The sequence below is a fragment of the Kaistella polysaccharea genome, from assembly GCF_020410745.1.
Taxonomy (GTDB): domain Bacteria; phylum Bacteroidota; class Bacteroidia; order Flavobacteriales; family Weeksellaceae; genus Kaistella; species Kaistella polysaccharea.
Genome location: NZ_CP084528.1, coordinates 2,611,803 through 2,626,893 on the forward strand (window position 1 = coordinate 2,611,803; position 15,091 = coordinate 2,626,893).

Consider the following 15,091-nt stretch of genomic DNA (forward strand, 5'->3'; position numbering starts at 1 on the left):
AAATCAGTTGCAGCTTTTCTTTCAGTAAAACAGCAAGCACTTCGGCTTTTGAGGAATAGGTTTTAAGACTTTATCAAAGGAATTTTCTAAGTAGTGAAAACTCTTTGTTTTCAGAGAATCCGGAATTTTGAAATGTTCTGTACTTTGAGAAAAGCAAAAGTTTAAGGAAAGGCTTAATAGAAGGAATAGAATTTCTTCATCGTTGTTTTACGCTGCTAATCCGTAAAGATAGAAAATTATCTTTTTGGGAGGATGACCTCGCTGCAGGAATCCTTTCGTGTGGGAACCTGATCCGCATAAAATTTGTACTGCGCATCTTTTGGTGCAAAGCAACAGAGGTCAGCCAGCAACTCCAAATGAATATTCTTAAAAGATAAAAATTAATTAACACGTGCAATTTGCGCAGCTTACTAAGGTAATCTGCGTGTTTCGGAACGGGGCTGACGGGGGGGGCAACAAAAAGGATTGGTGATGAAGCGAGGTTTATTATTTGAAGGCGCCAATTGGGGAAACTTCGGGCAGCGGAGCCTGACGAACAGTTGAGCTGTTCTTTTACTTCCGCGGAACGCAGCCAAATTTTGTGTTCTGTGGTTCTGATGTGGAATAGATTTTTGATGTCTTCCAATAATTCTGTTTTGAATTTCTGAAGATCCTCTTTGGTTAGAACTTCGAGTGCCATACTGATTAAAAATTAATGAAGCGACAAACTCACTGGGCGGATTATCACCTGTGATTTGGAAAAGTGGATAGCAAGCCAACGCTAAGGCCAGCGCTTTTCCTGACCACTTTCCAACATCCGACAACGACAGCACCAAATTATCATGACCTTCTCCCAAAAAACAGTATCAATTAAAAGTAGAGATTTTTCGATAAAATAATTAATTTTAAACAAAGAAAAATCAGATGAAAAAGAGCAGATTTACAGAAAGCCAAATTGTTTTCGCATTGAAGCAGTCCGAGACGGGAGTAAAAGTAGAAGAAGTATGTCGAAAAATGGGCATCAGTGAGGCAACTTTTTACAATTGGAAGAAAAAATTCGGAGGCTTGGGCATAACGGAACTTCGCCGTTTACGTCAACGGGAGGAAGAGAATAGCCAACTTAAAAAGCTGGTAGCGGATTTAAGTTTGGATAAGCAGATTCTTCAGGATGTTCTGAAAAAAAAATTCTAAAGCCAGTTCAGAGGCGTGAACTGGCGAAAGGGATACAGCAGGATTATCGGGTTTCTCAGCGAAGAAGCTGCCGTTTGGTATTTTTACAGTCCAGTGTTTACTATTACCATCCGCACCGGAGAGATGATACGGCACTTAGGATGCGCCTTATAGACTTTCCAACATTCGTGTACGGTATGGCGTGCAGCGTTTACATATTCTTCTTAGGCGAGAAGGCTGGAACGACAATCACAAAAGGATCTACAGAATCTATTGTGAAGAAGGTTTGAATCTGAGGAGAAAACCAAACAAAAGAATAAAATCTGCACGCTCCCGGGTTCCTACCAATGGCATTGCTTCTAGTTTACACGAGTGCTGGAGCATGGACTTTATGAGCGATGCCCTGTTTGACGGCAAGAAATTTAGGATCTTAACTTTAGTGGATAATTATAGCCGTAAATCTTTGATTCTTCATTCCGGAATTTCCATTAAAGGAGAGGATGTTGCTTAAATATTAAAAATTATTACCTTTGAGCAGCAAGCCTATCCCAAGCGTATTAAGATTGATAATGGACCAGAGTTTATCAACAAAGCATTCGACAGATGGGCTTATGAAAGAAAACTAGAATTGGAGTTTTCCAGACCGGGAAAGCCTACGGATAATGCATTTATAGAGAGCTTTAACGGATCATTAAGGGATGAATGCCTTAATGTGAGTTGGTTCTTATCGCTGGAGGATGCACAGCAAAAGCTGGATGTTTGGAAAGAGGATTACAACAGGTATAAGACCTCATAGTTCACTTGGGAATTTAACGCCAAACGAGTTCATTAAAAACAGTCAAAAAATACAAATTTCTCTACTTTAGACTGTTCCATATATCGGGGGGAGGTCAGTGAACGATTTTTTTTAACAAAAAAACCCTAAAAAGCAATATTAAAATTACTTTTTAGGGTTTAAAAACTGTGTAATTTGCAAATCACAAGTTACACAGACTTGTGCAAAAAATTACTTAATGTTCAAAGGAATAATTTCTAGTCATCAAATCTACCTTCGGTAATTATTATATAATTACTTGGGTTATCTTCACTATATAACTTTAATTCGAAACTACCTTTAATATCGGTATCCGTTTTATGGGTAATAATAATTTGTCCAGATGCATTATCTTTTGATAAAAATTTCTGTCCATTATAAATAAGTGTAGCTTGAGTTGTTTGGTTATTCAATGGAAATAAATTACCATTACTTTGAAAAAGGTCAAAAGTCCCTATCGCATAATCTTTGACATATAAGATAACTTTAGTTTGCGTATCCGAATTTTGGGCTATGATTAATAAATCTTTCCAATTATTTATACCTTTATCAATATAAAGACCCTTATTCGTTGGTGATGAGTTTAAATCTGAATATTTAGGAGTGAATAAATTTCCATTTATTTTACAACTAAAAGTTTTGTTTCCTGCAGGCACATCTGCTCTGTCACCACAATTAATGAGAAAACCTAAAACCAATACTAAAAAGATATTTTTCATAATACTAATTTAATCAATTATTATTTTTTTTGTAATCACTTTATCACCCGCTTTGACTTTTAAGATTTGAACTGACCCTTTTAATGCTTTACCGTTGAGGTTAATTTTATTAGAGTTAAACACCACATCTTTACCTTGTCCATACATATCAAATAATTGTACATTTTCAACTCTTTGCACAGGAGTTAATTCACAAGGCTGAACAATTTGATATTCATTAGTTGCTATTTTGTTTACTTGTAAACAAGGATCTGTATTTTCGGGATAAGCTGTAAAAAATACTTCACTTATACCACACGAATTAGTTATCGTCGCTTTGCCCTCCACATACCAAGAATACTCATAACCTGACGCAGTTGCATGAAGACTATTATTAGTGAAATTTAAATTTCCATCTCCTCCAATTTTTTCCCAAGCAATATTTGTTACATTTTGAGTATTAATATTTATTTGTGCACCAATTAAATTGACTTTGACAAAATTAGAATAATTCACTAATTCAACAGAAACAGAAGGAACGGTAACCAAATCTTTAGTAATAATTTCGCCATTGCTTAAATATGCTTTAATCCATCCCGATGAATTGTGGTTATCTATATTTGACTTTACTTTTATTTCGTCATTTGTTGAAGACAACACTTGCAAGTTACTTGAAACTGTCCAACTGTTAGTTAAATTATAACATGAAGATTTAGCTTTATATGTGCCTTCTGTCCCATAACAAAGGGTATTTTCACCATCGATACTCAATTTGGTTAATCCACAATCATTATAAACTGATGGAAGTTGTTGATTACCCAACACCTCATTCATCAACCAATTAACACCTTCCGTATGGAGAGAGGCATGCTCTTGATTTGAGACTGGCGCATAGTAACTATCAAATGGGGTTTCGCCAGTACACACTAAATTTCTACATCCAATTTTTTATTTATATAGAGGATTTCCTCTAAAGGCGAGGGCACTTTTGGTTGGAACAAAAGTATTATCTCCAGTTAGATTAAGGTAAATATGATCAATAAATATATCTGCTACAAATAGTGCTAAAGGAGCAAAAATACCAATTTTGGTTTGTAAAATAGATTGAAATTGATAAATACTCGTGATTGGAAAAGTTGTTTGGATGGTTTCTTCAATTCTTCCCTTTAAACGTAAATAACCACCGGGAGAATTATCTAAGCTTCCGACATTCGCATCTGTATTTGTAAACTTTTCAATTTCATCTTGTACATTGGCTCCCCACCAATTCAATTTTAAATATCTAAATACTCCTTTACTGCCATAATCTGGGGTATAATTTACATAGCCAATTCTTCGCAGAAAACCTATAAATCCTGTCAAGTCAGCATGCATCATATTCTCGCCAGCTTGGGATTTTGGCTCACCTAAAACACTTCCATTTATACAAGCAATATTTCTACTGTTTTTCGGGAATCCCATATTGTTTAACTCCCTTTGAAATCTGTCCCTAAAATTAGGAGCACCAAATGCAAAACCATCAGAATTAGACAAATAATGATTTATTAACATTTGTTTAGCTGATGGACTTTCTAAAGCCTGTTTCGCCATGCCTATATTAAAGTATTGCAATGCTTTTTGCGCTCCTATAGGAGCGTTTGCACCGTTATGCGGACCATCAAATGAAATAAATAAATCGGTGTTGTGTATCTCATTATTTTATTCCATTTCTCTCAATGCATATTGCACTATAAGGGCGCCCATACTCGGACCAGCTATTTTTATTTTATTAGAACTACCATTTGCACTTAGTTCCACATTTAACTTATTCAAAAGCGATTCGACCACTTTCGCATTTCTTTCAATATAATCAGTACCACCATCACGATAATTATCAATATATGATCCTATTGGAACATAGTTTCCATATTCGTCATAATCATAATATTCATAATAGTAAGTCCCTGAAATATATTTCGGAAAATTTACCACTATAACGTCAAATCCTTGGTTCAGCAAAGTAGTATGTAAACTGGTTCCGTCATATTGCATTTGTGATAATATATCAGGTATCTTTCGTGAATCATTTGGATCAAAACCATCAACAATGATAAATGGTTTCATTAATTTTGTATTTGAAGAAAAAATTTGATATTCACCTTCTCCAAAACAATTACCTCCACAATCAGCTAATTCATCATACCCTTGGAATGGTTTGGTTGCCTTGACAGGAATAATTGGGGATTGAGAATTTATAGACACTATTTCTTTGAGTTGAGTTGAAGTGTCAATTAAGAAATCAGCATATGTTGTATTTGTAGCACCATCTTTATATGTTGCTTCGAATTTTATTTTTTTATTTCCAGGGCTTAAAAAGTTCACTCGAAAAATTTCCTTATTGATTTTACCATTTTTTACTAGGTTAACTTTTTGGTTTCCTTCAAAAGTTGCAACCATTTCCTTAATTTTATTTTTTGAATTATTAAGGAAAATTTTTCCAAATTCAAATTGTAAGTTAAGACTATCGACTTTACTAGAATTTAATGCACTGATCACTAATGATTTATTATCAATATAAGCATTATTACCCTTTATATGATGAAGCTTACCATTTTTCAATTCCATTAAAGGTTTTTTGGGAGAAAGAGCAGTGCTATCAATTGTTGTAAACTCTATATTTATAGCACCTATAACTATAACACCTTGCATTTCCTTTGCCAAAGCATATTTATTTATTGACGATATATTTTGAAAATCTGGTTTTATAGAAGCTTGATAACGTTCTTCCCAAGATCTTAAAAAGTGATTGTAATTCGAAATATTATCTCCCGTATTGAATTTATCCAATTTAGCTAAGTGAGGCACCCTATCATATAAAATCCCATTCTTAAAGATATCTTTATCATTTTTAATTATTTCATCAAGGATCTTATCCATATACTCTTGGTAAGTTCGTTCATTTTGATGACGAGGCAAATTTTGAGAATTTACAATTATTGAGTAAAATGTCAGTAGAAAAATAAACCATTTTTTAGATTGTAGTGCTGTTTTCATAAGTTATAATTATTAAATAATAAATTGGTTTTAAAAAAATTAACTTTATAATATTAGCCTTCATCCGCATTGGTCTGCCCCCCTATAAATCGGACTATTTATTTTTAGGTATTGCTAATTTACATTTTTCTGAATTACCTTTGCATTGCAAGGAACAACCGACGGAGATTTTTTATACCGTATGTTGTGAGAAGTATTCGGCGCCGTCCCTCTTTTTATAAATTTTTACGTGCTCATTTTGTGGCAAGGAACTGCCCTCTGGCTCATTATTACCCGTATGTTTAGCCACTTCGTGGTAGGGGATTTTTAACTTGAATTTTTTTTTTCTATTTACTTCATCTACTGTTTTTTCTATTAAATTTTTCTCGTGCAGATCCCAAAATGCCATCGGTGGAAGATCTGCCACAGAACTATGCAAACGCCTGGTGTTGTACTTTTCATAAAATAATTCCAGATTATTTTCCAGTTCCTGCAGATCCCAAAACAGATAAGGTTGTAAATGTCTGCCCAGAATATTATGAAAACTCTTTATATGTCCGCTCTCCTGTGGGGTATAAGGGTGTGTGAAGACCTGATTTAAATGGTTTTCTTTAAAATATTCTTGTATCAAAGTGGCAGAGAATCTTTTATCATTATCATTACGAACTTCTATTTGTATCTTCTCTTTCAAACAGTTATGAGCCTGTAGATATTCCTGAATCACATGATCCCAAAACAGTTTTACATCATTCTTTTTTATGGAGTATTTGGTAATTCTATGCAAAATAACTCTGGTGTAAGTGTCTATTAAGGTAAGGGTATAAGCATGTTTTTGTACAGATTCTATCCATGTCATTTTAATGTCCATTTCCAGTAATCTTAAAGGTCCTTCTGGCAAAAGTTTGCGGTATTTGGCAAAAGTTTTCTGCGGCCTTTTCGCTTTTTCCTGGAGCAATAGATGCTTTTTCATCAAACGATAGGTTTTCTCTTTGTTAATAAGATAGCCTTTCATTTTAAGTGCTGTGGTTGTCTTTTTATAACCATAAATGGTGTCTGGATCTTCTTGGAGAAGGATGATCTCGTCTACAACTTTTTCGTTCAGCACTTTTTCTCCATCTATATTTTCAGTGACTAAACTTGGTTTTCTGCCTTGTTTTGTCTTTTTAGGTTGATAATAATATTGATGTTTAGAAATTTTTGTAATTGCAAGTGCTACATCTCTTTTTAGACCTTGTGAGTTGTAGCGCATTACGAGTGCTTTTTTTTCTCCAAGGCAAACTTCTTTTTTAGCAAATCATCTTTAAGTTTTCCTGCCAGATCCTTTTCTACAATGATCTCCTTGAGCATCTTATTCTCTTTCTCAAGTTCCCGGATCCGTTTGAGCTGCCCCGGCGTCATACCATGTACAAAGTGTAAAGTTCGGTGTAATTGACCACCTAGATTCGGTTTAAAGTGACCATGTAAATTCGGCTAAAATTAACATCTCTTTTTTTTGCGGTAAAAACGACTGTTTTTCATGTGCTAATTTGTATTCAAATATAATTAATTTTCCTCTGTGTTTATTCCTCTTTTTTTGCGCATCGATTCACCCTTTAATTCGAGGCGGTGAGATTGGTGCATTAGTCGGTCTAAAATAGCATCGGCTATGGTTTTTTCACCGATAATATCATACCAACCCTGAACCGGGATTTGCGAAGTTACAATTACAGAACCATTGTTATGACGGTCTTCAATGAGTTCTAGAAGAGTTATTCTGTTTTGACTGTCCAGTGTCTGGAGTCCAAAGTCATCCAATATAATCACCTCTTGGCGTTGTATTTTGGTCAATTCCCGAAGATAAGAGCCATCTGCTTTTGCCATTTTTAATTTAGCAAACAATTTATTGGTGTTAAAATAACTGACCTTAAAACCCTCTATACATGCCTGATAACCCAATGCGGTGCCTAAATAACTTTTGCCCACACCCGTACTTCTGGTGATTAAAATGTTCTCATTCTTTTCTACAAATTCGCATCCAGCTACGCGCAGCACCAGGTTGCGGTCCAAGTTTCGGGACTGCTCGAAGTTGATACTTTCAATATTCGATTTATAATGGAATCGCGAGTTCTTGATGCTTCTTTCGATGCGCCTGTTGTGCCGTTCATCCCATTCTGCATCGATCAGCATCGAGATAAACTGATCGAGCGTATAATGATCTGTTTTACCACTTTCTATAGCGGTTTTAAACGCATGATGCATGCCGTAAAGTTTCATTTGCTTCATTTTGGTAACGGTAGGTTCGTTCATGATTTTTAAAATTTAATTTTGTTAATGTGTAATTGCTAGTTATAATACTGTTTCTCCCGGATATTCCCATGGATTGGAAGTTGCTGTTCAGACTCTGATTTTTGCTCAAAATCAATCTGGTCTAAATTGTTTTCTAAAATTTTCTGGATGGTTTTATAGCTGTAAATTTTAAAGTCAAGGGCACATTTGCAGGCATTGATCAATCGCTCTCTGCCTACCTTTTTTTCGAAGTTTAATATTCCCATACAACTTTTATAGGCTTGTTCAGGATGATTTCTACTCTCAATAATTTGGATAATATATTGCCCAACAACGGAATCAATTTCACAGGCCCAATCGATAAACCGCGAAGGACTCCAATCAGACACAAACTGATGCGTACTGGCTAAATGTTCAGCATTGGTGGTATATATGTAAGGTTTGTAATTGCGCCTATGAATGGCAATTCTGTTGTATTTGTGAAAGATTTCTACGGCGGAGGAAGTGTATAAAAGTTTTACTTTTTTCTTGAGATATTGATACGGAACGCTGTAATAGTTTTTGTCCTGACTCAACAGAACGTGCCCATTCTGCATCACCGTTGCATGCGACTGGTATTTGAGTTCAAACCGCGCTTTTGGAAGTGGATGAAGGCTTTGCTTTTCATCCTCTAAAAACAACTCTTTGCGGGAGTAAGGACGTGCAGTGAGTTTGCTATCGTTGTGTATCTTTAACAGATCCCAAATTTGTTGGTTTAATTCTGCTAATGAATAGAATGGGGTTTCTTTTAAATGGGCATAGATCCTTCGGTACAAGATCTTCACGGCGCCTTCCACCAAAGATTTATCTCTAGGCTTATAGGCTCTGGCAGGTAAAACGGTGGTCCCATAATGATCTGCAAGATCGGCGAAGGTTTCATTAATGGTGGGTTCAAAACGGCTGCTTTTGATGACCGCAGATTTTAAATTATCAGGAACAATGGCCGAGGGAACGCCTTGAAAATAGTGCATCGCATTTTCTACCGAACGTACAAAATCTTCCTTTTGCTGGCTCATTGAGGCTTCTGCATACGTATACTGGCTCGCTCCCAAGATGGCCACAAAAAACTGAACGCTTTTGATCTCGCCACTCTTTTTATCAGTAATAGAGAGGGTTTTGCCGGCGTAATCCACATACATTTTATAAACCAGCTTTGCGATTCATGTGCATCACAGGATTCACCCGCTTTGCCCATACTTTGTAGTGATGCCGGAATTGGGTGATCTGAAAACCATCGGGATACAAAGCGATATACTGCTCCCAAGTACGATAAATAGTGACTCCTACCTTTTTTAATTCCCGTTCCATCACCGGAAAATAATCCTGCAAAGTCTGTAATTTGGGACTCACCGATTCCTCAGTAGTATGACAAAACAAAAGTTCAAGTTCTGCGTCTGTCTTTTCGTTAATGATTTCAAAACTTAACACAAGGACTTCAAATAACGAAATATACTTCTTTACGGTGTTTCTGGAAAGCGATAAGTAATTGCTGATAAACAACTTACTCTTTCCGTTGCTATAAAATTTAAGGACTTTTCTAATTTTACTCATGTCGGTTGTTTTATTGGCCATAATCCGTATTTTTTATACGAATTTATGACGCTAACAACATGAAAAAATCAATCGTTTTTAACTGAAAAAATCACCCAAAATCCAGGTGGTCAATTTGCTCCGAATCCAGGTGGTCAGTTTGCTCCGAATATGGGTGGTCAATTTACTCCGAATCTGGGTGGTCAATTTGACCGTTTTTTTCACCAAACAATATATCATCATCTTTAGACAAGTAAAACCTAATGATTTATAAAGCGGAAGTAACCCAATAAGAAGATAGGTCTGCAGTGATATTTTGAATTCCATTTCTTTCGCTTTATCAATTACAAATCTGAGCAAAATTTTAGCATACCTCTTATTAACTGTATTTTCGCAAATATCTAATATTTTTATTTTAGACTTACCCAAATTTAGGATGTTTATGCTGGAGTCATTTGTAGGATGATTTCCATTCAAGATAAATGCAATTTTTGATAGCAGTTTACAACGCTACGCTTTGAAACGGTTGCCAAAATAAGGTTTTCGACTGCAAAATATATTTTTCAAATCTAAGTTGAAATTTAATATCTATTCAATCTTATCTAATGTAATATCAAAAGGTATCATACAAAACAAACAGCCAAAACTCAACAAGTTTTGGCTGTATTTTTGGCTGTAATAATCATAAGTAACTGATAACCAAATGAAATTGTAGAGAGGATGGGATTCGAACCCACGGTACAGTTGCCCGTACACTAGCTTTCCAGGCTAGCTCCTTCAACCACTCGGACACCTCTCTGTTTGAAGACTGCAAAAATAGCGTAATTAATTGAATTCTAAAAATCGAATTCTAAAAATTATACAAAGAAAAGCCCCCTATTCTTTGGAGCGGGTTGGGGTGAGGATTATTCAGATACTTCACCACACAAATTCTTCACGAAATTCTCCCCAAAACTTCCCTCGTAATTCGGGTTGTCTAAAAGATGCATCGCTTTCGTAATCGCACTTTCCGCCGTAATATCGTTTCCGCTAATTGCGCCGATTTCTCTAAAAATATTAGAATTTGTATATTTTCCAAAACTAATTCCACCCGACACACATTGCGAAATCACAACGATTTCAGTTCCATTTTGTCGCAGCGCCTGCAAAAGTTTCTTCGTTTTTGCAGTATTGAAAATCGTACCCGACCCGAAAACCTGCAATACCAAAACTTTCACTTGCGGAATCTCTGTGAAATGATTCAAATGCATTCCCGGGAAAATTCGCCAAAATAAAACATCCTGGGAAATATGCGTGTCCACCGTAAATGGTTCGTCTGTTTTACAACGCCATAAGAAATCTTTTTCAATATTTAAATGAACTCCAGACTGCCCCAAAGTCGGGTAATTCGGAGTTTGATACGCATCAAAAAACTCTGCAGAATATTTCAAAGTTCGGTTTCCGCGGAGGAGCTTATATTCAAAATAAACCACCACTTCCTGAACCACTGCTTCATCTTGGTCATATAAACTGGCGTAATACAAACTGGTCAAAAGATTCTCTTTCGCGTCAGTCCGCAGATCTCCAATCGGTAATTGTGAACCTGTCAAAATAACGGGTTTACGCAAATTTTTCAACATAAAACTTAAGGCAGAAGCGCTGTAAGACATCGTATCCGTTCCGTGAAGAATTAAAAAGCCATCGTATTTTTCGTAATTTTTACCGATATAATTGGCGATCATCTTCCATTCTTTCGGACCCATATCCGACGAATCCAAAGGTTTTTCAAACGGGTACACTTCAACTTCACACTCAATCAATTTCATTTCCGGAATCTTCTGAAAAATATTTCCAAAATCGAAGGCCATCAAGCTCCCGGTTTCGTAATCTTTTTCCATACCGATGGTTCCGCCGGTATAAATCAGGAGCACTTTTCTTTTCATGTTCCAAAAATACAGCATTTCACAGAATAACAAAAATACCTTTTTGGGCGATTTTTTTAGATTTCCCTCTGCTGAATCCTTTGCTGAAAATCTAAAAAACCGGGCTCTACGCTGCAATTCCTCATGCAGCCGCGTACAAAAAGATCGCTTATTTTGCCGGCGCTTATTCCGGGATTTCCACTGCGATCCCTATCGCGACGATTCGACTGCAAGAGCGCTGTTAGAACTCGAAGCTCTAACAGCGCTAAAAAACATACTGCTACAATTCAACTTTTCGGCGCTCGCTCCGCTCGCGCCTCTTCATTCTATTTTCTAAAATAATCCTTATTTTTGAACCCATGAATAATCAGAAAATCTTCGAATATCTCCAGCAATTTCTTACCGACGAACGGCTGCAAAAAATCAATCATCTAGCACCCGAGAGTTCCGATTGTGTTTTGCCCGTAATTGAAGATGTTTTTCAGTTTAGAAATGCAGCGGCAATCGTCCGGTCTGTCGAAGCCTGTGGATTTCATAAAATTGTGGCGATGGAAAGTGAGAATGAATTCAACCCCAATCTTCGCGTAACCAAAGGCGCGGAAACCTGGGTAGAAGTAGAAAAACTTCCGCACCATTTAGATTCTATTAAGGAAATTAAAAATCGCGGATATAAAATCGTGGCTGTTTCACCAGAAAAAAATGCAACATTACTTTCTGATTTTCAAATCACCGAATCTGTAGCGTTGGTTTTCGGAACCGAAGCAGCTGGAGTTACTGAGGAGATTTTAGATTTCGCAGATGAAACTTTAGCCATTCCGATGTATGGATTTACCCGAAGTTTTAATGTTTCTGTAGCAGCGGCAATTTGCGTGTATGAATTAAAACAGAAATTAATGAAATCAAATCTTGATTATAAACTATCGGAAGAGAAGCTGTGGGAAATGAAAGTTCGTTGGGCCGTAAATTCTTTGCAAAGTGGCGAACAAATTTTAGAGAAATATTTAAAAGAGAATTTTTAAAACTTATGGATTATGTATGATCAACTGGTAGAAAATCCTTTATTTAATATCACTTTTTTTGGCGGACTCATCTTTATGCTAGCTGGATTTATACAATTTCAATTTCCTCCGAAAAAGATTAATTCACTTTATGGATATCGTACGAATAGTTCCATGAAAAATCAGGAAAGATGGGATTTCTCGCAAAAATTTTCCGCAAAAGAATTAATGAAGTTGGGTGGTTTATTAGCAGGAAGTTCATTACTTGCTTTAATCACCAATTTTAATGATTCCATCAATTTAATCATTGGATTATTTTTGATGGTTGCAATGGTAATCATTCTATTTTTCCGAGTTGAAAAGGCAGTAAAAACAAAATTTAGAAATTAAATTTTTCAAATTAGCACATCATCACATCATCACATCATCACATCATCATCTCATAATTCCAGGCTGCAACAAAAACTCCCGCCGTTTCCGTGCGTAATCTTTGTCTTCCCAGCGAAACTGCTTTCACGCCTTTTTCGGCTAACAATGAAATTTCTTTATCAGAAAAATCACCTTCCGGCCCAATTAAAAAAGTAATTTTTTCATTCTTGGCATGCTGAGGTTGCCGAAGCATTTTCAAATCAATTCGTTCTAAATTTTCATTACAATGTGCGACATATGTGTTTTCTGAATCGACCTCTTTAATAAAATCAGAAAATTTAGTCAAGTCATTAACCACTGGAAAATGAAATCGCAAACTTTGCTTCGACGCAGCAATACTTTGTTTCCGAAGTTTTTCGATATTGATATTTTTCCGCTCAGTTTGTTCAGTTTGCAAAAAAGTGATTTCAGCAATTCCCATTTCCGTAGCTTTCTCTACAAAAAATTCGATGCGGTCAATATTTTTTGTTGGCGCAATTGCAATATGAAGTTTTGTGGAAAAATTGGGCAGATTTTCTTTAATTTCTAAAACATCAAGTGAAACTTTTTTACCTTCGAAAACAAGATTTCCTTTGGCGAGATTTCCTTTTCCATCGGTCACGAAAATTTCTTCACCTGAGCGCATTCGCAAAACTTTTACGATGTGCGTTTGTTCTTCAGTATCGATCATAACCTGACCATCGTCTATTTTCCCGTAAAATAATTTCATTTGAAGTAATTTATTTCTTTGAAACCCAATGTAATCACACGCTTTTTAAAGGATGAATGCGCTGAAAATAAATGCGATTTCACACAATATTATCGCTTAAAAATGCGACGCCTGTTTTTATAGTTGTATAGATATCGGTATCACATTCTCTGTAGCTGCAACTGTAAATTTCTTCGATCCACCTATCGTTGATGAAAATTAAATTTAAATATTCAGTCTTTCTTAAATTATTTTTAAGCGATAAATAATCTCCCTCTTTTGGGGTAAAGGGAAAGCTGAAAATATTTTCGGTATTAATTTTTTCCAAGATTTCATCTTTGATATCTTGAAGGTAGCCGTTTTCAGAACTTGCGCTTAAGAATTCTCCCTGGTCTACGGAAGCTGCAGTTTTACCCGTCACAGTTTCTAAAACCCAATAATATCGGGAGTTTTTTTTGGAGTGCGACACCAGAATTTTTTCTTCTAATAATATTTTCATCTGAAGGCTTGTGATCTATTAATTTTTTAAATTTCTTTTTTAAACTCTTCCTCGATATCATATCTCGCTGTTGCAGACACAGAAAGATCCGCAAATTCGCCGCGGTCAAATTTTAGTTTCGCAACCATTGCAATCATCGCCGCATTGTCGGTCGTATATTCAAATTTTGGAATGTAAATATTCCATCCCAATTTTTCAGCATTTTTTTGCATGGCTTCGCGCAAACCAGAATTTGCGGAAACTCCACCTGCAATGGCAACTTCATTGATGTTAAAATCCAACGATGCTTTCTCCAATTTATCCATTAAAATTTCAACAAGAGTTTTCTGAACAGACGCGCATAAATCATTGAGATTTTCTAAAATAAAATCAGGATTTTTTTTCACTTCTTTTTGTATGAAATACAAGACTGAAGTTTTAATGCCGCTGAAGGAGTAATTGTATTCGTCGAGTTTTGGTTTATTAAATTTAAAAATGCTGCCGTCGCCAACTTTAGATATTTTATCGATAATAGGTCCGGCGGGATAATCCAAGCCAAATATTTTTCCAATTTTATCGAAAGCTTCGCCAGCTGCATCATCAATTGTTTTCCCGATGATTTCCATATCGAAATAATCTTTTACAATTACAATCATCGTATGTCCGCCAGAAACCGTTAAGCATAGAAATGGAAATTTGGGCGGTTTTGGATTTGCGTCATCAATAAAATGAGCCAATATGTGGGCTTGCAAATGGTTAACTTCAATCAAAGGAACCGCTAAACTCATCGCCAACGATTTGGCAAAAGAAGTGCCGACAAGCAGCGAACCTAAAAGTCCTGGTCCGCGTGTAAAACCAATCGCACAAATGTCTTTTTGTTGTATATTTGCTTTGATGATTGCTTGATTTACGACCGGAATAATGTTCTGCTGATGCGCTCGGGAAGCCAACTCCGGAACTACGCCACCATATTGTTGGTGGATTTCCTGATTGGCTGCAATATTGGAGAGTATTTTATTACCTTTGAGAACAGCTGCGGAAGTATCGTCGCAAGAAGATTCTATACCTAAAATTATTGAGTCACTCATAA

At 36.0% G+C, this 15,091-nt stretch carries 14 protein-coding genes, 1 tRNA gene and 1 pseudogene; 3 read left to right on the forward strand and 13 right to left on the reverse strand.

The features are described 5' to 3' along the window. Positions 1-903: 903 nt before the first annotated feature. Positions 904-2,015 (forward strand): annotated as a pseudogene (locus tag LC814_RS12110) (IS3 family transposase). Between the two features lie 166 nt (positions 2,016-2,181). Here LC814_RS12110 and LC814_RS12115 read toward each other — a convergent pair. From LC814_RS12115 to LC814_RS12160, 10 genes are all read right to left on the reverse strand, one after another. Then, positions 2,182-2,682, reverse strand: a complete 501-nt coding sequence (locus tag LC814_RS12115) for a Riean_0653 family protein (protein ID WP_226064222.1) — start codon at positions 2,680-2,682, stop codon at positions 2,182-2,184. A 9-nt stretch (positions 2,683-2,691) separates the two neighbouring features. Then, complete coding sequence (locus LC814_RS12120) at positions 2,692-3,588, reverse strand: hypothetical protein (protein ID WP_226064224.1); 897 nt, start codon at positions 3,586-3,588, stop codon at positions 2,692-2,694. Positions 3,589-3,609: 21 nt separating this feature from the next. Then, positions 3,610-4,251 (reverse strand): hypothetical protein, encoded by a 642-nt coding sequence (locus tag LC814_RS12125; protein WP_226064225.1) that lies wholly within the window; start codon positions 4,249-4,251, stop codon positions 3,610-3,612. Positions 4,252-4,359: 108 nt separating this feature from the next. Further along, a complete protein-coding gene (locus LC814_RS12130) occupies positions 4,360-5,694 on the reverse strand; it encodes a hypothetical protein (RefSeq protein WP_226064227.1) in 1,335 nt (444 codons plus the stop codon). A gap of 172 nt (positions 5,695-5,866) precedes the next feature. Then, on the reverse strand, positions 5,867-6,922 hold the full coding sequence (locus tag LC814_RS12135) for an integrase core domain-containing protein (RefSeq protein ID WP_226064228.1): 1,056 nt from the start codon (positions 6,920-6,922) through the stop codon (positions 5,867-5,869). Positions 6,923-7,215: 293 nt separating this feature from the next. Beyond that, on the reverse strand, positions 7,216-7,959 hold the full coding sequence (istB, locus tag LC814_RS12140) for an IS21-like element helper ATPase IstB (RefSeq protein ID WP_226064229.1): 744 nt from the start codon (positions 7,957-7,959) through the stop codon (positions 7,216-7,218). Positions 7,960-7,994: 35 nt separating this feature from the next. Continuing rightward, on the reverse strand, positions 7,995-9,116 hold the full coding sequence (gene istA, locus LC814_RS12145) for an IS21 family transposase (protein ID WP_226064230.1): 1,122 nt from the start codon (positions 9,114-9,116) through the stop codon (positions 7,995-7,997). Position 9,117: 1 nt separating this feature from the next. Further along, positions 9,118-9,549 (reverse strand): hypothetical protein, encoded by a 432-nt coding sequence (locus LC814_RS12150; protein ID WP_226064231.1) that lies wholly within the window; start codon positions 9,547-9,549, stop codon positions 9,118-9,120. Between the two features lie 670 nt (positions 9,550-10,219). After that, positions 10,220-10,306 (reverse strand) — tRNA-Ser (locus LC814_RS12155). Between the two features lie 106 nt (positions 10,307-10,412). Then, on the reverse strand, positions 10,413-11,429 hold the full coding sequence (locus LC814_RS12160) for an asparaginase (RefSeq protein ID WP_226064232.1): 1,017 nt from the start codon (positions 11,427-11,429) through the stop codon (positions 10,413-10,415). Between the two features lie 338 nt (positions 11,430-11,767). Here LC814_RS12160 and LC814_RS12165 point away from each other — a divergent pair, with 338 nt between their 5' ends. Together LC814_RS12165 and LC814_RS12170 are read left to right on the forward strand one after the other, a co-directional pair. Beyond that, positions 11,768-12,427 (forward strand): TrmH family RNA methyltransferase, encoded by a 660-nt coding sequence (locus LC814_RS12165; protein WP_226064233.1) that lies wholly within the window; start codon positions 11,768-11,770, stop codon positions 12,425-12,427. A 12-nt stretch (positions 12,428-12,439) separates the two neighbouring features. Then, the gene (locus LC814_RS12170) at positions 12,440-12,796 is read left to right on the forward strand and encodes an SdpI family protein (protein WP_226064235.1); all 357 of its coding nucleotides are present in this window, start codon (positions 12,440-12,442) and stop codon (positions 12,794-12,796) included. Between the two features lie 37 nt (positions 12,797-12,833). On the opposite strand, the gene LC814_RS12175 is transcribed toward LC814_RS12170, so the two are convergent. The 3 genes from LC814_RS12175 to tsaD form a co-directional block, all read right to left on the reverse strand. After that, on the reverse strand, positions 12,834-13,544 hold the full coding sequence (locus LC814_RS12175) for an RsmE family RNA methyltransferase (protein ID WP_226064237.1): 711 nt from the start codon (positions 13,542-13,544) through the stop codon (positions 12,834-12,836). A 79-nt stretch (positions 13,545-13,623) separates the two neighbouring features. Next, on the reverse strand, positions 13,624-14,022 hold the full coding sequence (locus tag LC814_RS12180) for a hypothetical protein (protein WP_226064239.1): 399 nt from the start codon (positions 14,020-14,022) through the stop codon (positions 13,624-13,626). A 26-nt stretch (positions 14,023-14,048) separates the two neighbouring features. Beyond that, positions 14,049-15,089, reverse strand: a complete 1,041-nt coding sequence (gene tsaD / locus LC814_RS12185) for a tRNA (adenosine(37)-N6)-threonylcarbamoyltransferase complex transferase subunit TsaD (protein ID WP_226064241.1) — start codon at positions 15,087-15,089, stop codon at positions 14,049-14,051. Between the last annotated feature and the right edge of the window lie 2 nt (positions 15,090-15,091).